The 20,029-nt window shown below is 72.2% G+C and carries 16 protein-coding genes; 9 read left to right on the top strand and 7 right to left on the bottom strand.

Translation table 11 applies throughout. From position 1 onward, the window contains the following. Positions 1-20: 20 nt before the first annotated feature. From MBA17_RS12920 to MBA17_RS12900, 5 genes are all read right to left on the bottom strand, one after another. A complete protein-coding gene (locus MBA17_RS12920) occupies positions 21-1,211 on the bottom strand; it encodes a VWA domain-containing protein (protein WP_238496647.1) in 1,191 nt (396 codons plus the stop codon). A gap of 118 nt (positions 1,212-1,329) precedes the next feature. Continuing rightward, a complete protein-coding gene (locus MBA17_RS12915) occupies positions 1,330-3,927 on the bottom strand; it encodes a DUF5682 family protein (protein ID WP_238496646.1) in 2,598 nt (865 codons plus the stop codon). 75 nt (positions 3,928-4,002) lie between these two features. Next, positions 4,003-5,070 carry an ATP-binding protein gene (locus MBA17_RS12910; protein WP_238496645.1) on the bottom strand — a complete coding sequence of 356 codons (1,068 nt, stop codon included), beginning with the start codon at positions 5,068-5,070 and terminating at the stop codon, positions 4,003-4,005. Continuing rightward, positions 5,067-6,464, bottom strand: a complete 1,398-nt coding sequence (locus MBA17_RS12905) for a DUF5691 domain-containing protein (protein WP_238496644.1) — start codon at positions 6,462-6,464, stop codon at positions 5,067-5,069. The genes MBA17_RS12910 and MBA17_RS12905 overlap by 4 nt, the downstream gene beginning before the upstream one ends. Then, entirely contained in the window at positions 6,461-8,050 is a 1,590-nt protein-coding gene (locus MBA17_RS12900) for an SWIM zinc finger family protein (protein WP_238496643.1), read from the bottom strand. The genes MBA17_RS12905 and MBA17_RS12900 overlap by 4 nt, the downstream gene beginning before the upstream one ends. Positions 8,051-8,146: 96 nt before the next feature. Between MBA17_RS12900 and MBA17_RS12895 the strand changes: the two genes are divergently transcribed. The 4 genes from MBA17_RS12895 to MBA17_RS12880 all read left to right on the top strand — a co-directional run bounded on the left by MBA17_RS12895 (position 8,147) and on the right by MBA17_RS12880 (position 11,725). Then, the gene (locus MBA17_RS12895) at positions 8,147-8,731 is read left to right on the top strand and encodes a cupin domain-containing protein (RefSeq protein ID WP_238496642.1); all 585 of its coding nucleotides are present in this window, start codon (positions 8,147-8,149) and stop codon (positions 8,729-8,731) included. A 297-nt stretch (positions 8,732-9,028) separates the two neighbouring features. After that, complete coding sequence (locus tag MBA17_RS12890) at positions 9,029-10,042, top strand: ABC transporter substrate-binding protein (RefSeq protein WP_238496641.1); 1,014 nt, start codon at positions 9,029-9,031, stop codon at positions 10,040-10,042. After that, positions 10,039-10,875 carry an ABC transporter ATP-binding protein gene (locus MBA17_RS12885; RefSeq protein ID WP_238496640.1) on the top strand — a complete coding sequence of 279 codons (837 nt, stop codon included), beginning with the start codon at positions 10,039-10,041 and terminating at the stop codon, positions 10,873-10,875. Before MBA17_RS12890 ends, MBA17_RS12885 begins: the two co-directional genes overlap by 4 nt. Then, positions 10,868-11,725 carry an ABC transporter permease gene (locus MBA17_RS12880; RefSeq protein WP_238496639.1) on the top strand — a complete coding sequence of 286 codons (858 nt, stop codon included), beginning with the start codon at positions 10,868-10,870 and terminating at the stop codon, positions 11,723-11,725. Before MBA17_RS12885 ends, MBA17_RS12880 begins: the two co-directional genes overlap by 8 nt. 55 nt (positions 11,726-11,780) lie before the next feature. Here MBA17_RS12880 and MBA17_RS12875 read toward each other — a convergent pair whose 3' ends face one another. Next, positions 11,781-12,683 (bottom strand): TauD/TfdA dioxygenase family protein, encoded by a 903-nt coding sequence (locus tag MBA17_RS12875; protein ID WP_238496638.1) that lies wholly within the window; start codon positions 12,681-12,683, stop codon positions 11,781-11,783. Positions 12,684-12,922: 239 nt separating this feature from the next. On the opposite strand from MBA17_RS12875, the gene MBA17_RS12870 reads away from it, so the two are divergent. The 4 genes from MBA17_RS12870 to MBA17_RS12855 all read left to right on the top strand — a co-directional run bounded on the left by MBA17_RS12870 (position 12,923) and on the right by MBA17_RS12855 (position 18,840). After that, entirely contained in the window at positions 12,923-14,461 is a 1,539-nt protein-coding gene (locus MBA17_RS12870; RefSeq protein WP_238496637.1) for an aldehyde dehydrogenase family protein, read from the top strand. Between the two features lie 88 nt (positions 14,462-14,549). Next, on the top strand, positions 14,550-16,919 hold the full coding sequence (locus tag MBA17_RS12865) for a Tex family protein (RefSeq protein ID WP_238496636.1): 2,370 nt from the start codon (positions 14,550-14,552) through the stop codon (positions 16,917-16,919). Between the two features lie 25 nt (positions 16,920-16,944). Then, positions 16,945-17,085, top strand: coding sequence for a DUF2804 family protein (locus tag MBA17_RS12860; protein WP_238496635.1), 141 nt, complete (start codon positions 16,945-16,947; stop codon positions 17,083-17,085). Between the two features lie 12 nt (positions 17,086-17,097). After that, positions 17,098-18,840: a glycerol-3-phosphate dehydrogenase/oxidase gene (locus MBA17_RS12855; protein WP_238496634.1), complete on the top strand. Its 1,743-nt coding sequence runs from the start codon at positions 17,098-17,100 to the stop codon at positions 18,838-18,840. A 214-nt stretch (positions 18,841-19,054) separates the two neighbouring features. Here the strand turns inward: MBA17_RS12855 and MBA17_RS49400 are convergent, their stop codons facing one another. After that, the gene (locus MBA17_RS49400) at positions 19,055-19,423 is read right to left on the bottom strand and encodes an acyl-CoA-like ligand-binding transcription factor (protein WP_455432757.1); all 369 of its coding nucleotides are present in this window, start codon (positions 19,421-19,423) and stop codon (positions 19,055-19,057) included. 60 nt (positions 19,424-19,483) lie between these two features. Here MBA17_RS49400 and MBA17_RS12840 point away from each other — a divergent pair, with 60 nt between their 5' ends. Next, positions 19,484-19,870 (top strand): SDR family NAD(P)-dependent oxidoreductase, encoded by a 387-nt coding sequence (locus MBA17_RS12840; protein WP_238496632.1) that lies wholly within the window; start codon positions 19,484-19,486, stop codon positions 19,868-19,870. Positions 19,871-20,029: the final 159 nt, after the last annotated feature.

Here is a 20,029-nt window from a genome sequence, read left to right as displayed (position 1 = left end):
CTCGGTCTCCGGCGCGGTAGTCAGCTGGACGTCGACCTCTCCAGGTGACGCTCCGCCCAGACGCCGATGTCACGGCGCTCCACCGCCGCGGCCATCAGATCGGGGAAGACGTCGGGCGTGCAGGCGAAGGCGGGCACGCCCAGAGCCGCCAGCGCGGCGGCGTTCTCGTGATCGTAGGACGGCGCCCCCTCATCGGAGAGCGCGAGGAGCACGATGACCTGCACCCCGGCAGCGGTCATCGCCGCCACCCGGCGCAGCATCTCCTGACGCACCCCGCCCTCGTACAGGTCGCTGATCAGGATGAAGATGGAGTCGGCCGGGCGAGTGATCAGCCCCTGGCTGTAGGCGATGGCCCGGTTGATGTCGGTGCCGCCGCCGAGCTGGGTGCCGAACAGCAGCTCGACCGGGTCGTGGAGCTGGTCGGTGAGATCGACCACGGCGGTGTCGAAGACGACCAGCGAGGTCTTCATAGAACGCATCGAGGCCAGCACCGCGCCGAAGACGCTGGAGTAGACGACCGACGCCGCCATCGAACCGCTCTGGTCGACGCACAGCACGACCTCCCGCTTCACCGCCTGCTGCCTGCGGGCATAGCCGACGAGGCGGGAGGGCACCACGGTGTTCCGCTCCGGCAGATAGTTCTTCAGATTGGCGCGAATCGTGCGATCCCAGTCGATGTCAGCCGCCCGGCGTGGGCGGTGCGTGCGGGCCGAACGGTCCAGCGCCCCGGTGACCGCGGCCCTGGTCCGCTGGGCCAGCCTGCGCTCCAGCTCGACGACCACCTTGCGGACCACCGCCCTGGCCGACTCCCTGGCCTGCTCCGGCATCACGCTGTTCAGCGACAGCAGCGTGCCGACCAGATGCACGTCGGGCTCCACCGCCTCCAGCATCTCCGGCTCCAGCAGCAGCCGGGTGAGGTTCAGCCGCTCGATCGCGTCCTTCTGCATGACCTGCACGACGGTGCTCGGGAAGTAGCTCCTGATGTCGCCGAGCCAGCGTGCCGCCCTGGGCGCCGAGGCCCCGAGTCCCGCCCCCCGCGAACCGTCCCCCGCCTGACCGGGCGCCCCGCCGTACAGGGCGGCGAGAGCGCCGTCCATCCCCGTGTCCGCGCCGGTCAGCGCGCACCCCGTGCCGTCGGCGTCGCCGCCGAGCACGAGCCGCCACCGCCGCATCCGCTCCGCACCCGCCACGCCTCCCGGTCCATCGGTCATGTCGCGTCCCTCCCCATCCGCTCGCCCGCCACCGCTGCTCCCGGCTGCCGCTCATGCCGGACCGCTGCCACCGCTCCGGCACCGGCCCGTTCACCGACCGGTCCGTCCGGCTTCCTCATCACCAGCCGGTCCTCCCCAGAATCGTCAGGACGGTCGCCACGGCTCCGGACGCGCGCACGTCGTCCGGTTCGACGTCGCTCGTGCCGCCGCGCCGATCGCCGGCCGATCGCACCCGGGAGCCGATGGCCCGCCGTTCCGGCGCGTCGAAGGCCGCGAACGTACGGCGAAGCAGCGGCAGGACGTCGACGAACGCCTCCGCCGTGAGCCCGGCCAGCCATCCGTCGACGAGCCCGAGCAGGCCGTCGTCGTGCACCAGCAGCAGACCACCGCCCGACAGGAAGCCCTCGACCCAGGCGGCGACCCGCGCCGGCGGATGCCCCGGCGAGGTCGCCCTGGCCATCCGCCTGGCGGCCTCGTCACCGTCGACGTCGCCCGCGTCGAGCAGGATCCTGGTGAGCCTGCCCTCGATGAGCCCGTGCAGGTCGCTCCGCCCGGCGACACCGCGCAGGGTCGCCAGCCACGCCTCCCGCTCCGGTGCGCGGAGCAGTGCCGTGGCGGCGTGCACCGCGTCGATGTGGCCGAGCGTCTCACGGGCGGCGTCGTCGTCGAGACCGGTCAGCGCCGGGGAGAGCCCGGCGCGGATCCTGGCCAGCATCGAGGAGACGGCGCTCCCGAGCCCGTCCGCGGGTGTGCCGCGCACGTCCCCGTACCGCCACGCCCTGACCATGGCGGGCAGCGCCGCCATGAGACGGGTGACATCGGGGTCGAGCGCCGCCCGCTCGGACAACGCCCCCAGCGCGTACGGCAACGCCTGCGGCAGCTCGGCCAGCAGGCACTTCTCCACCAGCCCCGTGAGATCGGCCAGCGTCACCCCGCCCTCCGCCTGCCGCATCCCGCCACCGCCTTGACCACCACCGCCTTGACCACCAGCGCCGGGACCGGAGCCCGATCGACCCGGACCGGGCTGACCCGAACCGCCGTGACCCGCGGCGCCGCCGGTGAGCTGGTCGCCCGACCTGGCCTGATCGCGGACGCGGGCGGTCGCCGCGGCGGGGACGGTGGTGCCCCAGGCACTCGCCTCGATCAGCACCACGTCGAACTCGGGGTGCCAGGCCAGCCGCCATGATTCGCGGAAGGTCCCCTTGCTCTGCGACCCCCGCGGCTCGCCCCAGCCGACGCCGAGCAGCCGCAGCCGGTGCAACAACCTGCTGCGCTCCAGGTCGAGCGGTTTACGCAGGTCGAGATCGAGGTCGCGGTCGAGTGCCTCCGGCTTGAGCCGGACCCGGCGCTGCTCGTCACGCAGGTGCCGCTGGAGCGGGACCATCGGCGTCGCGTCGGGCACCTGGCCGAGCCGCTCGCCGACGACCATCCGCCGCTGGATCAACTCGACCGGGAGGTCGTCGCCTTCGCAGAGCACGGCCCTGGCCGCCTCGGTGACCTCGCCCAGCCCGGCGAGGGGCCGCCCGCGTAGCGCCGCGAGCCCTTCCGCCAGCCGTACGGCCTCGATCACGTGCGCGGAGGAGACGGGCAGGCCTTCGTCGCGCAGCACCCGGGCGGCCTGGGTCAGCCACCGCTCGACGGGCCGGTCGGGCGCGGCGAACAGGTGGGCGTACCACCCCGGCGAGGTCACGCCCGCGCCGTAACCGCTCCAGGAGGCGAGCCTGCCGTGCGTCCACGGCACCCAGGTGATCTCCACCTTCACCCGGGGCAACCCCTTGAGCAGCGCGTCGTCGGCCTTCGCGGTGACGGGCGCGGTCAGCGCGGGCACATGCCAGGCACCGCACACCACCACAACCCGCTCGAACCCATCCTTCACCGTACGGCGGAGCGTCCGGCGCATGTGGGCCTCACGCCACGCCTCCCTGCCTTCGGCGACATACCCCTCGCGAACGGCGGCCATCGCCTCCCCGATCACCTCGAACGGGGTCAGCCCGCCTCGATGCTCGACGACGTCCTCCCACCACCGTTCCGGATCGTCGTATCCGGCGGCGGTGGCCAGCGCGCCGATCGGATCGGCCCGCGCGGCAGCATCCGCGTCCGCCGCCCGCTCCGGACCGCCGGCCCCCGCCCGCTCTTCCGGGGAGCCGCCCGCCCGCTCTTCCGGAGAACCACCCGTCGGCCCCTCGGATCCGCCGGCCGCCGCCGGCCGCGCCTGTTCTGCTCCGGGGCCGCTCGTCTGCTCTGGCTCGGGCCGGTCGGCCCGTTCTCCTCCGGCACCGCCCGCCGACTCGTCTTCGGGACCGCGATCCGGCTGGGCGGCCGGACCGTCGGTTCCCTCTTCGCCGGGGGCACCCGTCGGAGGCGCCTCCGGTCGCCCGAGCGGCGGCTGCTCGTCTGGGAGGGCGAGGGTCACGGCGGCCGGGAGGTCGAAGAAGTGGACGGGGATCCCCCTCTCCACCGCGTAACGGATCGCCTGCCATTCGGGGGAGAACACGGCGAACGGCCAGAAGGCCGCCTTGGCCGGCGCTCCGGGGACGTGTGCCAGGAGCGCGACCGGCGGCTCCATCTCCGGGTCGGCGGCCAGCGCGAGCAGCGCGTCGGCCTCGGGCGGGCCCTCGATGAGCACGACGTCGGGCTTGAGCCGCTCCAGTTCGTCGCGCACCGCGCGGGCCGACCCCGGCCCGTGGTGCCGGACGCCAAGGATCGCCGGCGTCATCGGCTTCCTCCCTCACTGAGTCTGCGGCCTGGTTGACGGCGGGCTCGCCGTACGGAGCGCGGGCGGTCGGGGTGGTCAGTCGGCATCGCGGCAGGCGCGGTAGAAATCGCGCCATCCGTCGCGCTCGCGGACCACGGTCTCCAGGTACTCCCGCCAGATCACCCGGTCGGAAACCGGATCCTGCACGACGGCCCCGCGGATGCCGGCCGCGACGTCGGCGGGCCGCAGCACGCCGTCGCCGAAGTGGGCCGCGAGGGCGATGCCGCCGGTGAGGACCGAGATCGCCTCGGCCGTGGACAGGCTGCCGCTCGGGGACTTGACCTTGGTGCGGCCGTCCTCCGTCGCACCGGAACGCAGCTCGCGGAAGACCGTCACGACCCGGCGGATCTCGTCGAGCCCGGCCGGGATGTCGGGCAGGTCCAGGGACCGGCCCAGCTGGCCGACGCGGCGGGAGACGATGTCGACCTCCTCCTCCGCCGTGGCGGGCACCGGCAGCACCACCGTGTTGAACCGTCTGCGCAGGGCGCTGGACAGCTCGTTCACCCCGCGGTCGCGGTCGTTGGCGGTGGCGATGACGTTGAACCCGCGCTGCGCCTGAACCTCCTCGTTCAGCTCCGGGATCGGCAGCGTCTTCTCCGACAGCACGGTGATCAGCGCGTCCTGGACGTCGGACGGCATCCGGGTCAGCTCCTCGACCCTGGCGATCGTGCCCTCCGACATCGCGCGCATCACCGGGCTGGGGGTGAGCGCCTCCCGGGAGGGTCCCTCCGCGAGGAGCCTGGCGTAGTTCCACCCGTAGCGGATCGCCTCCTCCGCCGTGCCCGCCGTACCCTGCACCAGGAGTGTGGAGTCGCCGCTCACGCCCGCGGCCAGATGCTCCGACAACCAGGTCTTGGCCGTGCCCGGCACGCCGAGCAGCAGCAGCGCGCGGTCGGTGGCCAGGGTGGCGACCGCGACCTCGACGATCCGGCGCGGCCCGATGTACTTCGGGGTGATCTGGTCGCCGTCGCCCAGGATGTAGGCCGTCACGGCCCAGGGCGACAGCCGCCATCCCGGCGGCCTCGGCCGGTCGTCGTTCTTGGCCAGGAGCGCGAGCTCCTCGGCGTACTGCTCCTCTGCGTGGGGCCGCAGAACGTCGGTCACAGGATCTCCTTCAGCATGTCGCTACGGAAACGGAGGACGGCGGCGACCTCCTGGACGGGCTGCTCGGGCGAGAGGCGCGCGGCGGGCTCGTGCTGGTCGGGGTCGGCCCGCTCACCGGCGAGCCTGACCAGCTCGCCGAGGTTCCAGGGCTGGGTGTCGGCGACTTCCAGGATCTTGTGCAGGACCGCGCCGGTCAGGGCGGGGCCCCATGGTGCGGTCGCGCCGCCGAGCACCATGATCATTTGTCCGTCGACGGGATGGCTCCTGACGAAGTCGACGGCCATCTCCTCCTGCTCGGCCGGCGGGAGCGCGGCCAGCAGTTCGGCGAGCGGATCCCAGGCGAAGAGCGCGCGCGCCCACGCCGGGTCGCCCTGCAGTACGGCGGCGCGCACCCAACCGGCCCGGACCTCCCGCTGCCAGTCGACGATCTTCATGCCGACGATCCGCTCGGGGGGCGCGCCGAACCCGCCGGTCCACAGCGTCAGCGGCGTCCTGGCCACCACCTGCTGCAACCACCAGCTCTTCGCACCGGTGCCTCGGGGCGGGTTCGGCCGGATGCCGTCGCGTTGCATGAGGGTGTCGCACTCGCGCGGCGGCTCGACAACGATCTTGTCCTGGGCAAGCCGCAGGCAACGCCCGCCGCGTTCGGTCATCCGCGCCACCAGCCGCGACTCCGGCAACCTCGTCAGCAGGTCGGCCGCGCACTGCCGTACCTCACGGCGGGCGTCGTCGAGCGCGGCCTCCAGGAACGGCTCGTCGGCCATGGACAATCCAGCACCGAACGCCGCGAGGAACGCCGCCCGGTCGTCCGGGGTCTCCTGACCCCAGGTGCGCTCCAGCAGCTCCCGCGCCGCGTCCGGGTCGCTCGCCCGCAGTGCGGTCAGGAGCGCGCGGCGGTCACCCGAGCCGCCGAGCTGCCACGTCTCGCCGTCACCCGTGGGCTCCTGGAGGAGGTAGGCCCACTTCTCGTTGCCGAGCCCCGCGAGCCATCTGCCTCGCTGACCGGCCAGGGCTCCGACGTGCCCCCGGATCGAACGGTCACGCGCGGCATGGTCGAGGAGCTCGGGGAGCAGGTGCGGGGGCACCCGCAGCCCACGCGTGGCGGCCGCGGCGAGCCACTCGGGCAGGAGCCGCGGATGTTCGCCGTCACAGATCCGCGCCAGCCGATCGCCCGCCGCCCGCGACACCACCGGCCGCTCTTCCGGCGGCGCGGCGGGCAACGGCTCGCCCCTGCTGAGCCGCTGCCCCGCCCGCCGCCGTACGGCCTGCACCGCCGCCCGCTCCAGCAACTCCCCCGCCGTGGCGAGGGGGCGGCGGTCGGTGCCCACCAGGGCGGCGGAGACCAGCTCCTGCCACGTGTCGTCCATCACCACGTCGTCCCGGTGGTCGCTCACAGCACCACCACCCGCCCCTCCTCGTCCCAGGTCGACAACGGCACGAGCCCTCGCGGGCTCCATTCGGCGGCCACGGTCACCGGCCGTCCCCCCGACGCGGCCACCAGCCGCCACGGCGTCCCCACGGCGGGATCGAGCGGCCACCCGGCAACGCCCGCCGGCACCCGGAGCGAGCCGTCGTCCGTCGCCGCGGCGGTCTCCAGCGGCGGACGGCCGCCGGGCGGCTCCTGGTGCACGTCGTCGTCACCCTCCGGGACGGCGGCCGACGAGGATGCGCCCGTTCCCCCGTCAGGCCCCGGGACCGGCTCGCGAGCGGAGCCGCCGGCCGTTTCCGCCGGTGCGCCGTCGGGTGGGACGCCGAGGAGCCAGGTGGGGCCGGGCCCGGGGACGGGGACCACGCCGGCGAGGACGACCGGCCAGGATTCGATCCAGGGGTCGCCGGTCAGCGCGGCGGCGACCTCGTCGAGCGCGGCGGCGACCGTGGTGCCGCGCGGCCTGCGATCGACGCGCAGGTCGTGCCGGGCGGCGATCTGGGCGCGGAGCGGGGCCGCGCCCGGGTAGAAGGCCAGTTCGGCGTCGAGGCAGGTGCCGGTGACCAGCGACGCGTCGAGCGCCTGACCGATCGGCGCGAACGACAGCACCAGCGCGGCACGGCCGGTGGCCCGCCCGCGCAGCCAGACCCGCCGGGCGATCAACCGATCCTGCTCCTGGTCGCGCCGGCCGAGCACGTACCAGTCGTCCCTGACCGCCTCGCCGGCCAGCACCTCCTCACGGGTGACCGGGAACCCGATCCGCGATCTGACGGTCTCGCCCAGCGCTCCCGGCACCCCCCGCCGATGCCCCACGGCCAGTAGGTGCAGCATCGCGTACTCCTCCAGGATCCGGCCCGGCCACTCCTCCTCCGCGAGGATCGGGGCCAGCCGCGACACCACGCCGGCCACGCCGGGAGCCTGGGCGTCGACCAGTCGCCTGGCCAGGTCGTCCCAGTGGCCGAAGCCCGCCTGCCGGGTGCCGGCCAGGCCCTGCCTGATCTGGTCTGTCAGCCAGCGCTCCAGCTCGGCGAGTCCGGCGGTGACCCGCTGGTCGCGCTGGGCCGCCCGCCGCGCCGCCTCCGCGCCGGCACGCTCCGCCGCGCCCGACTGCTCCGCCGTACCGCTCTTGTCGTCGTCCGCCGCGGCCGGATCGTCGCCGGGGCGTGCCGCCCGTCCGGTCGTGGCGGGGCGTGCCGCCCGTCCGGTCGTGGCGGGGGCGGCGCGGGCGCGGCGCTGGGCCAGCCACTCGGCCACCCACTGCGGCTGCGTCTCGGCGGCGGGGACTCCGTCGGCCGACCACAGCAGGAGCAAGCCGAGCGCGTGCTTGCAGGGAAACTTCCGGCTGGGGCAGCCGCACTTGTACGCGGGCTCGGAGAGGTCGACGCACGCCCGGTACGGATTCGCGCCGCTGCCCTTGCACGCGCCCCACACGACGCCGGGCGCCACTCCGGCCTCCGACCACTTGGCCGGCGACGCGACCCCCTGCGCCGCCTTGCGCGAGGACGCGTCGGGCGCGAGCTCCAACACCTGATCACGGCTCCAACGTTCGATCACGCAGCGCACATTAGCGGCGTTCACCGACAGAAACAGCACCGTCTGAATGATCGTTCTCGACCCGTTCCGCACCAATGTTTTCGGTAGCATCGGGGGGTGCTGGTCAAGATCTATCCCGATGGGACGCCGATCGAGGTCGACGGTGAGACGGACGCGCTGCGCGTCGCGGGCGAGGCCTTCCCCGGGCCCGAGCCGGTGGTCGCGGTCGACGCTGGGCGGGTCCGGTTCCTGCGGCGTGACGTGACGGGGGCGTTCGTGGCGATCGAGGAGCGGCCCGCGACGGCCGAGGCGCTCGACCTGCTGCCGCACCCCGAAGGCGGGTGGTACCGGGAGACCTGGCGCACCGGGGTGACCTTCGAGCCGCCCGGGTACGGCGGGGCGCGGGCGTCGGCCACCGGGATCCACTTCCTGCTGATGCCCGGCGAGGAGTCGGTCCGGCACGCCGTACGCTCCGACGAGGTCTGGTTCTGGCACCGGGGCGGGCCGTTGACCCTGGTCGTCGGCGAGGAGGAGGTCTGCCTGGGCCCGGACCTGGAGCGGGGTCAGGTCGTGCAGGCGGTGGTGCCCGCGGGCGTCTGGCAGGCGGCCAGGCCGGCGGGTGACCAGGAGGTCCTGGTGAGCTGTGTGGTCTCCCCCGGCTTCGATTTCGCCGACTTCACCACCGAGGACGTGCGGCCCTAGTGTATTTCATGTAAAACCAGTAGGAAATATTGACTTAGGGTCGGCCTGTACGTAGATTCCCAGCTATGAGCGTGGGCCTTTACCTGACCCGGCGCCCGCACGTGGATTTCGGCCACGTCGCCAGCGCGCAGTGTCGTTGATCACGGACCGATAGCCCTCCCGGGTGCGTCGCGGTTCGCGAGCGAGCCGCATCCGCCCGTCGCGTTCCCCGCGTGGCCGACGTCGTCCACGTCCCCCCGGCGTCTCCCTCCTCCGGCATGTCCCGCGAGCATGCCCCACTCCTCCCGAGGATCTCCCGTGATCAGAATCAGAAACGCCCTGTCGTCCGTGCTGCTGGTGACCACGCTGGCCGCCTGCGGTTCGGCCGAGGGCTCGGCGAAACCAGGCGAGTCAGAGGTGACCGAGCTGCGCTACCAGGGCAGCGCCGGCGCCGTGTCCTTCCCCGAGCTGGCCGAGGACCTCGGCTATCTGGGGAACCTCAAGCTGAAGTGGGTCGGCAACACGACCTCCGGGCCGCAGGACATCCAGTCGGCCGCGACGGGCCAGACCGACTTCGGCGGCGCGTTCAACGGCGCGATCATCAAGCTGAAGGCGGCCAGAGCGCCGATCAAGGCGGTGATCGGCTACTACGGCTCCGACGAGAAGAGCTTCAGCGGCTACTACGTGACCGATGACAGCCCGATCAGGACCGCCCGTGACCTCATCGGCAAGAAGATCGGGGTCAACACCCTCGGCGCGCACCACGAGGCCGTCATCAAGGAGTATCTCCGGAGAGGGGGCCTGACCGCCGCGGAGGTCAAGCAGGTCGAGCTGGTCGTGGTGCCTCCCGTCAACACCGAGCAGACCCTCCGCCAGGGACAGCTCGACGTCGGCACCCTGGGCGGCGTCCTCAAGGAGAAGGCGCTGGAACGTGGCGGGGTGCGGCCGCTGTTCACCGACGTCGAGCTGTTCGGGCCGTTCACCGCGGGGGCCGTCGTCCTGCGCGAGGACTTCATCGCCGAGAACCCGAACACGACCAGGACCTTCGTGACCGGGTTCGCCAAGGCCGTCCACTGGGCGCAGACCCATTCCCAGAAGGAGGTCATCGCGAGGTTCGAGCAGATCATCGCCAAGCGCGGACGCAACGAGAGCGCCGCCACGGTGGCCTTCTGGAAGAGCACCGGCATCGCGGGCAAGGGCGGGGTGATCGCCGGCAAGGAGTTCCAGACCTGGATCGACTGGCTGCAGCGGGAAGGCGAGATCAAGCCCGGCCAGGTCAAGGCGTCCGACCTCTACAGCAACGCGTTCAACCCCTACGGGAGTGGATCATGACCGCCACGCTCAGCGAGACCGCCACCCTGACGAAGATCGACATCCGGAACGTGACCAAGGACTTCGAGGTCAGGGACACCGGCGGGGCGTTCACCGCGTTGCGCGGCGTCTCCCTGGACGTCCGCGAGGGCGAGTTCCTCACCCTGGTGGGCCCCAGCGGCTGCGGCAAGTCCACCCTGCTCGACCTGGTCGCCGGGCTCACCGGCCCGACCGCCGGTGAGATCACCATCGACGGGACGCCGATCACCGGCCCGGGGCTCGATCGGGGGATCGTCTTCCAGCAGTACGCGCTCTTCCCCTGGCGTACGGCCCTGGCCAACGTCGTGTTCGGGCTGGAGGCGAAAGGCGTGCCGAGGCGGGAGCGGGAGGGACGGGCGCGGGAGTATCTCGGCCTGGTCGGGCTGACCGGGTTCGAGGAGCGGTATCCGCACGAGTTGTCCGGCGGCATGCGGCAGCGGGTGGCGATCGCCCGCAGTCTGGCCTTCGACCCGGACGTGCTGCTGATGGACGAGCCGTTCGCCGCGCTCGACGCGCAGACCCGCGAATCGCTCCAGGAGGAGTTGCTGGGCATCTGGGGGAAGACCGGCAAGACGGTCATCTTCATCACGCACGGCATCGACGAGGCCGTCTACCTGGGTCAGCGGGTCGCCGTGATGACCTCGCGGCCGGGCCGGATCAAGGAGGTGGTCGACGTCTCCTTCGACTCGCGCGAGGGAGATCTGCGGGCCGACCCCCGGTTCGGCGAGTACCGGCACCACATCTGGACCCTGTTGCGGGACGAGGTCGCGGCGGCCGTGGTGCAGGAGCGAAAGGTGGCGGTCCCCCGTGGCTGACGTCCAGACCGGAACGCGGCGGGCGGCGGGCCCGCGAGACACCGTGTGGCGCGAACCCGCCGGCATCGGGCAGACGCGCCGCGCTCGGCCGGAGGTCGTGCGGGTGGCGTCGAAGGCGATCCGTAAGTCGGCGGCGATCGTGCTGCTGCTGGCGCTCTGGGAGGTTCTGCCCAGGCTGGAGGTGTTCGACCCGGTGTTCGTGCCGCCGCTGTCGGAGAACCTCGCCGCCTGGTACGACCTGTTGCTCAGCGGACAGCTCCTGGAGCACTTCCAGGCGTCCCTGACCCGTTCGCTGGCCGGATTCGGCCTGGCCATCGTGCTGGCGATCCCGCTCGGCCTGCTCATCGGCTGGTACACACCGGTGGCCGACCTCCTGATGCCGCTGCTCGAACTGTTCCGCAACACCTCGGCGGTGGCCCTGCTGCCGGTCTTCATCCTGGTTCTCGGCCTGGGCGAGACGTCGAAGATCACCTTCGTGCTCTACGCGTGCTCCTGGCCGATCCTGCTCAACACGGTCAGCGGTGTGAAGACCGTCGAGCCGCTGCTGATCAAGTCGGCCAGGTCCATGGGACTCGGCCCGATCAGGCTGTTCCAGAAGGTGATCCTGCCGGCGGCGGTGCCCACCATCTTCACCGGCGTACGGCTGGCGGGCGCGTACTCCATCCTCGTCCTGCTGTTCGCCGAGATGGTCGGCGCCAAGGCCGGTCTCGGCTACCTGATCCAGGACTCCCAGTCCAGTTTCCGGATCACCGACATGTACGCCGGGATCATCACGATCTCCGTGCTCGGCCTGCTGTTCAACCTGCTCCTGCTCACCGTCGAACGCCGCTTCTCCACCTGGCGGACCTGACCCCGGCAGCGAAGAGCCCGGCCGCGAGGGGGCGGCCGGGCTCTTACGCGTGCGGTCAGGCGGCGATCGGCGAGTAGGCGGCGGCATCACCCGCCAGCGCCGTGCTGGGACGGCCGTCGACGCCGACGGGAAGGTCACCGGCGATGGTCACCCGGTGCAGCCGCCGCGGCTGGTCGCCGAAGTCGTGCACGACCCGGTGCTGGGTGGCCCGGTTGTCCCAGATCGCCACGTCGCCGGACGCCCAGCGCCAGCGGACGGTGTTCTCCACCTGGGTGACCTGTTCCTGCACCAGCTTGATGATCGAGGCGGAGACCTCGGTGGACAGTCCCGCCAGCCGCTTGGCGAAGTCGCCCAGCAGGATCGACCGCTCGCCAGTCTCGGGGTGCACCCTGACGACGGGGTGCTCGGTCTCGAAGGCGATCGAGGAGAAGGTCTCGGCGTATCGGCGGGACCGCTCGGGATTCACGGAGGTGGCGACCCGGGCGTAGTCGTACTGGTTGGTGTGCACGGCCCGCAGCCGGTCCAGCAGGTCGCGCAACTCGGCCGGGAGCTGTTCGTAGGCGGTCACCGTGTTGGCCCACAACGTGTCGCCGCCCGCGGGCGGCACGACGATCGCCCGCAGCACCGAGGCCAGCGGCGGCCGGTCGACGAAGGTCACGTCGGTGTGCCATCGATCGACCTTCTGACCGTGGCCGTAGTCGAGGTCCAGGATGTGCGCGTTGCCGTCGAGCGCGGGCACGGTCGGGTGCGCGGTGGTCAACTCGCCGAGCAGCTGGGCGAAGGCCACCTGGCTCTGCTCGTCGAGATGACCCTGGCCGCGGAAGAAGATCACTTTGTGGCGGAGCAGCGCGGCTCGGATCTCCGCGACCGTGTCGGCGGGGAGGTCGCCGCCGAGCCGTACGCCGGAGATCTGGGCGCCTATCCGGCCCGAGACGGGCGCGAGGGAAAGGGTTGACATTGGATTTCGTCCTTCCGGAAGGGATTGGCCTAGGGGCGGAAGGAGGGACACAGCGCACTGGCCACGCGGCAGTAATCCACGTGGGCGCGGATGATCAGAGCGGTGGTCGTCACGGTGCCAACGTAAGTCGGAGGCGCGTCTAAAGTCAACAAAACAAGTAGGAAATAGGGGTTAGGCGTTTTTCGCCGTTGTCGGAGGGAGGTGATTTGCTTGGGGCAGGAACCACGAGGAGGTCAACGGTGACCCGACAGATCGTCTCCGCCATCGGCGGCAAGGACGTGCCGGACCCCGGCACGCCGTACGAATCGATCAACCCGGCGCGCACCGGTGAGGTGGTCGCCGGCGTGGGGCTGGCCGACGCCGCCACGTTCGCGTCCGCCTGCCGGACGGCACGCGAGGCGCAGCGGGAGTGGGCGGCGGTCCCCCCGCCGGTGCGCGGGCGGGTGATCGCCTCGATCGGGCGGCTGGTGGAGGCCAACGCGGAGACCCTGGCCGCGCTGGTCACCCGGGAGATCGGCAAGCCGTACGCCGAGGCGCTGGGCGAGGTGAGGGAGATCGTCGACACCTGCGACTTCTTCCTCGGCGAGGGCAGGCGGCTGTACGGCCAGACCGTGCCGTCGGAGATGCCGGACAAGAACCTGTTCACCTTCAGGGTGCCGGTCGGCGTGGCCGCGGTGATCACCGCGGGCAACTTCCCGGTCGCCGTCCCGTCGTGGTATCTCGTGCCCGCCCTGCTGTGCGGCAACGCCGTGGTGTGGAAGCCCGCCGAATACGCCGCGGCCTCGGCCCACGCGCTCTACCGGCTGTTCACCGCCGCCGGGCTGCCCGACGGCGTGCTGAACATCGTCTTCGCCGACGGCCAGACGACCTACGACGGGCTGTCGGCCGCCCTCGACGAGGGCACCGTGCACAAGGTCGGCTTCACCGGCTCCACCGCAGCCGGCCGTTCGATCGGCGAGCTGTGCGGCAGGCACCTGCAGTCGCCCTGCCTGGAGCTGGGCGGCAAGAACCCGATGGTGGTCGCTCCCGACGCCGACCTGGAGCTCGCCGTGGAGGGCGCGCTGTTCGCCGGCTTCGGCACGGCGGGCCAGCGCTGCACCTCGCTCGGCACCGTCATCGCGCACTCCTCGATCCATCAGGAGTTCGTCGACCGCTTCGCGCGGGCGGTCGCGGCCGCGCCGCTCGGCGACCCGGCGGGCGACGTGGTGCTCGGGCCGCTGCTCGACCACAAGTTCGCCGGCCGTTACGAGGAGTACCTCACCTGGATCGAGCCGCACCACACGGTCGTGTCGGGCCCGGCCGGGCGGATCACCCCGGAGAACCGGCGCGGTGACTTCACCGGCGAGGGCGGGCTCTACTACCACCCGGTGATCGTCGACGGCCTGCGCCCGGACGACCGGCTGTTCAAGGAGGAGACCTTCGGCCCGATCGTCGGCGTCACGTCCTACGACACCCTCGACGAGGCGATCACCCTGGCCAACCTCCCCGGCTACGGCCTGTCCTCCTCCATCTACACCACCGACCCCAAGGCCGCCTTCCGCTTCCGGGCGGGCATCGGCGCGGGCATGGTCAGCGTCAACAACTCCACCTCCGGCGCCGAGGCCCACCTGCCCTTCGGCGGCAACGGCAAGTCGGGCAACGGCAGCCGCCAGTCGGGCATGTGGGTCCTCGACCAGTTCACCCGCTGGCAATCCATGAACTGGGACTACAGCGGCCGGCTCCAGAAGGCCCAGATGGACGTCGCCGACATCACCCCGGACCTGGGCTTCCGCCTCTGAAGGACTGTTACGTGACCGGCCACGAGGCGACAAGTACGGCGGAGCGCGGCACAATTCTCCGCGGGACCAAGGGGGAAGGCGGAGGATCGTGACGACCTCTATACATCAGCGGATCGCCGAGGAGCTCGGCGTACGCGAGCGGCAGGTGCAGGCGGCGGTCGACCTGCTCGACGGCGGCGCGACCGTGCCGTTCATCGCCCGGTATCGCAAGGAGGCGACGGGCACGCTCGACGACGCCCAGTTGCGCACGCTCGAAGAACGGCTGCGCTACCTGCGCGAGCTGGAGGAACGGCGGGCCGCGATCCTGGAGTCGATCCGGTCGCAGGGCAAGCTCGACGACGCGCTCGAAGCCCAGATCATGGCGGCCGACTCCAAGGCCCGCCTGGAGGACATCTATCTGCCGTTCAAGCCGAAGCGGCGGACCAAGGCGCAGATCGCCCGGGAGGCTGGGCTGGAACCGCTGGCCGACCGGCTGCTCGCCGACCCGGGTCTCGATCCGGCGAGCGAGGCGGCCGGCTTCGTCACCGAAGGGGTCGCCGACGCGGCGGCGGCGCTCGACGGCGCGCGGTCGATCCTGGTCGAGCGGTTCGGCGAGGACGCCGACCTCATCGGCACGCTCAGGGAGCGGATGTGGTCGCGGGGCAGCGTGAAGTCGGCCGTGCGCGAGGGCAAGGAGGAGGACGGCGCCAAGTTCTCCGACTACTTCGCGTTCGCCGAGCCGTTCACCAAGCTGCCCTCGCACCGCATCCTGGCGATGTTCAGGGGCGAGAAGGAGGAGATCCTCACGCTCGCGCTGGAGCCTGAGGACGACGCGGAGGGCGGCTACGAGGCGCGCATCGCCAAGCGCTTCGGGATCGCCGACCACGGCCGGCCGGCCGACAAGTGGCTGACGGACACCGTGCGCTGGGCGTGGCGCACCCGCATCCTGGTCCATCTCGGGATCGACCTGCGGATGCGCCTGTGGCAGGCGGCCGAGGAGGAGGCGGTGCGCGTCTTCGCCGCCAACCTGCGCGACCTGCTGCTCGCGGCGCCGGCCGGCACCCGGGCGACCATGGGGCTCGACCCCGGCTTCCGGACCGGCGTGAAGGTCGCGGTCGTCGACGCGACGGGCAAGGTCGTGGAGACCGCGACCATCCACCCGCACGTTCCGCAGCAGCGATGGGATGAGTCGCTCGCCACCCTCGGCAGGCTCGCCACCACCCACGGCGTCGAACTGGTCGCGATCGGCAACGGCACGGCGTCGCGGGAGACGGACAAGCTCGCCGGCGAGCTGGTGAAGCTGGTCCCCGGAGTCACCAAGATCGTGGTGTCCGAGGCCGGGGCGTCGGTCTACTCCGCCTCGGCGTACGCGAGTCAGGAGCTGCCCGAGCTGGACGTGTCGTTGCGCGGCGCGGTCTCGATCGCCCGGCGCCTGCAGGACCCGCTGGCCGAGCTCGTCAAGATCGACCCCAAGTCGATCGGGGTCGGCCAGTACCAGCACGACCTGTCGGAGCTGAAGCTGTCCCGCTCGCTCGACGCGGTGGTCGAAGACTGTGTGAACGCGGTCGGCGTCGACGTCAACACCGCGTCCGCGCCGCTGCTCACCCGCGTCTCCGGGATCGGGTCCGGGCTGGCGGAGAACATCGTGCTGCACCGCGACAGCAACGGCCCCTTCCGCTCACGGACGGCGTTGAAGCAGGTGGCCAGGCTCGGGCCGAAGGCGTTCGAGCAGTGCGCGGGCTTCCTGCGCATCCCCGGCGGCGACGACCCGCTCGACTCCTCCAGCGTCCACCCCGAGGCGTACCCCGTCGTCCGGCGCATCCTCAAGGCGACCAGCGCCGACCTCGGCACGCTGATCGGCAACGGCACGGTGCTCCGTACGCTCAAGCCGCAGGAGTTCGTCGACGACACCTTCGGTCTCCCGACGGTCACCGACATCCTCAAGGAGTTGGAGAAGCCGGGACGCGATCCCCGGCCCGCCTTCAAGACCGCCACCTTCGCCGACGGCGTGGAGAAGCTCTCCGACCTCAATCCCGGCATGCTGCTCGAAGGCGTGGTGACCAACGTCGCCGCGTTCGGCGCGTTCGTCGATGTGGGCGTGCATCAGGACGGGCTGGTCCACGTCTCCGCCATGTCCAGAAATTTCGTGAAGGATCCCCGCGAAGTGGTCAAGCCTGGCGATGTGGTCCGGGTGAAGGTGCTGGAGATCGACATCCCGCGCAAACGCATCTCCCTCACCCTCCGCCTCGACGACGAGCCCACCCGCCGCGACCCGGCCGCCGACCCCAGACGCGGCAACCAGGGCAGCGGTCAGGGGGGTGGCCAGGGCGGCAACCAGGGCGGCGGCCAGGGACGCCCCAAGGGCGGCGGCAAGGACGGCCGTCGCGGCGGCGGCCAGCAACGTCAGGGCGGCACCCCGCCGGCCAACAGCGCCATGGCCGAAGCCCTCCGCCGCGCCGGCCTCGACAAGAACCGCTGACCACCCCGTTTCCGGGGCGTACGGCATGGCGCCTGCGCCCCGGCACGACGGCCGCGAGGTCGGCGTCCGAGTCGGCAGCAGGTGGACCGACGGCACCGGCAGCGTGGAGAACGGCCTCTTCCTCGACGGCCGGCTGCACAAGATCAGCGAAGAGCTGGTCGGGTGAAAGGGCGAAAAAATGACACACGAGACGATGGAACCCACCGCGGCCGGGCTGCCGTTCGGCGCCGGAGCCGGCCTCGACCCGCTGCGCCGCGACGACGACCTGACCGGGCTCACCTCCTCGACGGTGGACCTGCTGGTGGTCGGCGGCGGCGCGACGGGCGCCGGAGCGGCCCTCGACGCGGCGGCGCGCGGGCTGACCGTGGCGCTGCTGGAGTCCGGCGACCTGGCCTCGGGTACCTCCAGCAACTCCAGCAGGCTGCTCCACGGCGGCGTCCGCTACCTGGAGCAGATGGAGTTCAACCTGGTCCGTGAGGCCCTGCACGAGCGGGGACTGCTCGGCGAGCTGGCTCCGCACCTGGTGAGCAGGCTGTCATTCCTCTACCCGCTGACCCACCGGGTGTGGGAGCGCGGCTACGTCGGCGCCGGGCTGACGCTCTACGACGCGCTGGCCGGGATCGGCGACCGCCACGGCTTCCGCCGGCACCGCCACCTGTCCCGCCGCGCCCTGCTGAAGGAGGTCCCGCACCTGCGCAGGGACGCGGCCGTGGGCGCCCTGGCCTACGACGACGGGCACGTGGACGACGCCCGCCTGGTCGTCGCCCTGGCCCGTACGGCGGCGCGGGAGGGCGCCACGGTGCTCACCCGGGTCCGGGTCATCGCACTCGCCTCCAGGATGGACCACACCGTGGCCACCTGCGAGGACCTGCTCAGCGGCGAGCGGTTCACGGTCCGCGCCCGCCGGGTGGTGCTGGCGACCGGGCCGTGGTCGGGGCTGACCCAGGAGATGCTCGGCGACCAGCGGGTCCGCGTGCGCGCCTCCAAGGGCGTCCACCTGGTCATCCCCCGCGAGCGGCTGCCCATGACCAGCGCCCTGATCGCCCGGACCCCCAGGTCGGTGCTGTTCGTCATCCCGACCGGCGACGTGGTGCTGCTCGGCACGACCGACACGCCGTGGGAGATCGGTCCCGGTCCGGTGCTGCCGACCGGCGGCGACGTCCGCTACCTGCTGGACGAGGCCAACCGGTGGCTGCGCGAGCCGCTGACCCCCGACGACGTGCTCGGCGTCTACGCCGGCCTGCGCCCGCTCGTGGACCAGCCCACCCGCGACCAGACGCAGTCGATCAGCCGGGAGCACGTCGTCAAGGAGGTCGCGCCCGGGTGCGTGGTCATCGTCGGCGGCAAGCTGACCACCTACCGGATCATGGCCCGTGACGCGGTCGACGCCGCGACGCGCGGACTCGGCGTCAAGGCGTCCCCGACCGGCCACCTCGGGCTGGTGGGAGCCGCCGGATTCGCCCAGTCCTGGGCCAGGCGCGACTCGGCCGCCGCCGCCGCGGGCGTGGACGTCGCCGCGGTGGAACGGCTGGCGAGCCGCTACGGCTCCGACTACCCGACGCTGCTCTCCATGGGCCGCCGGGACCCCGCCCTGCTCGAACCCGTGCCCGGCGCGCCGTCGCTGCTGCGCGCCGAGGTGATCTACGCGGCACGGTACGAGGCGGCGATGACCGTCGAGGACGTGCTGCGCCGCCGGAGCCGGGCCGGGCTGGAGACGCGCGACAGCGGCGCCGACGCCGCCCCGCACATCGCCGGCCTGCTGGCCGGGGCGCTCGGCCGTACCCCTGCCTGGGCGCAGGAGCAGGCGGAGAGCTACCGGCGGGGCGCGGAGGTGGCCAGGTCGGCGCTCGCCACCGCCGACGACACCGAACTGGTCCCCCTCCTCGCCGACCTGGCCTCGGTCTGGGGCGGCGCCGCCTGACCGCGCCGAATCCCGCCGCTCGCCGACCTGGCCTCGGTCTGGGGCGGCGCCGCCTGACCGTGCCGAATCCGGCCGCTCGCCGACCTGGTCTCGGTCTGCGAGCGTGCCGGATGAACACGGCATACGCCGTCGCTCTGCTGCGGTGTGCCCATGGCACTGTCGACGGCATCACCGGCTTCAGCGCGGCGGGCGAGTCGGCCAGGCGGGGGCTTGGTCAGGCTTCTTTGGGCGACTCGGGCCAGCCGGATGCGAGAAGGTCGAAGATGGCGTTCAGCGCGGCCAGGGGGTCGGGTTCCGTGCCCGCGAGCTCGGGGATCTCCAGGACATAGCGGGCGAGAGCGCGGACGGTCATGTCGGAGGGGTCGCGGCCGCTCTCGGCGGCGACCGCCTCGGCCAGTGCCCCCTCGCTGGCTATCCACAGCTTGCGTGAGTATTCCCGCAGGGCGGGCGTGCTGACGATCAGGTCGCGCTTGCGCCGAAGTTCGGGCGGGAGATCGTTGGTGAAGGGCCCCCGGGTCCCGGGAGCCGCGTCGTCGCCACCGGCAGCTTCACGGCGAAGTCCGAGACTCTGGACCTTGACGATCTCCAGAGCGCACGCGACTACCGGCCGAAACGCACCTACGTACGATCAAAACTCGCGCAGATGCTCTTCGGCTTCGAACTCGACCGCCGCCTGCGCGCCGCCGGCAGCACGACGCTGAGCGTGATCACCCACCCCGGCGGCGCACTCGACTCCCTCACCCCCTCACGCCCGCCAGTCCACCTCCGAACCACCGGCGTACGACTGCGCGGCCTGTTGGCCGGCCTCCTCTTGCAGAGCAAGGAGGCCGCCGCCTGGCCCGCCGTCCGGGCCGTCCTCGACCCGTCCGTGCGCGGCGGCCAGCTCTGGGGACCTCGGATATTCGGGATCCGCGGCCTGCCCACCCTCGAACCCATCCAAGGCCAGCTGGCCGACACCGTACTCGCGGCGCGCCTGTGGACCTCCACCGCCAGCCTGACCGGCCTCGATCCAAGCTCGAATCTCAGGTGAGCCGCCTCGAGTCAAGGAGGGGGTCAGCCCACATAAGCCCAAACCCCACATTGGGATGATCTTGGGGTGAACGGCGGTCGGAGCTGGCACGCACCGGAGTACTGGGCCATGTACACAACGCTCGCCGCGGTCCGGCCGCGGGCAGCCCGGCGGGGAACA

It is taken from the genome of Dolomitihabitans soli, from assembly GCF_022213955.1.
Lineage (GTDB): Bacteria > Actinomycetota > Actinomycetes > Streptosporangiales > Streptosporangiaceae > Streptosporangium_A > Streptosporangium_A soli.
This window is presented reverse-complemented; position numbering and strand designations above follow the sequence as displayed.

Coding starts and splice junctions, on each gene's coding strand:
- MBA17_RS12920 (WP_238496647.1), bottom strand. CDS start 1,211: ATGACCGATGGACCGGGAGGCGTGGCGGGTGCGGAGCGGATGCGGCGG.
- MBA17_RS12915 (WP_238496646.1), bottom strand. CDS start 3,927: ATGACGCCGGCGATCCTTGGCGTCCGGCACCACGGGCCGGGGTCGGCC.
- MBA17_RS12885 (WP_238496640.1), top strand. CDS start 10,039: ATGACCGCCACGCTCAGCGAGACCGCCACCCTGACGAAGATCGACATC.
- MBA17_RS12875 (WP_238496638.1), bottom strand. CDS start 12,683: ATGTCAACCCTTTCCCTCGCGCCCGTCTCGGGCCGGATAGGCGCCCAG.
- MBA17_RS12860 (WP_238496635.1), top strand. CDS start 16,945: ATGGCGCCTGCGCCCCGGCACGACGGCCGCGAGGTCGGCGTCCGAGTC.
- MBA17_RS12855 (WP_238496634.1), top strand. CDS start 17,098: ATGACACACGAGACGATGGAACCCACCGCGGCCGGGCTGCCGTTCGGC.
- MBA17_RS12840 (WP_238496632.1), top strand. CDS start 19,484: ATGCTCTTCGGCTTCGAACTCGACCGCCGCCTGCGCGCCGCCGGCAGC.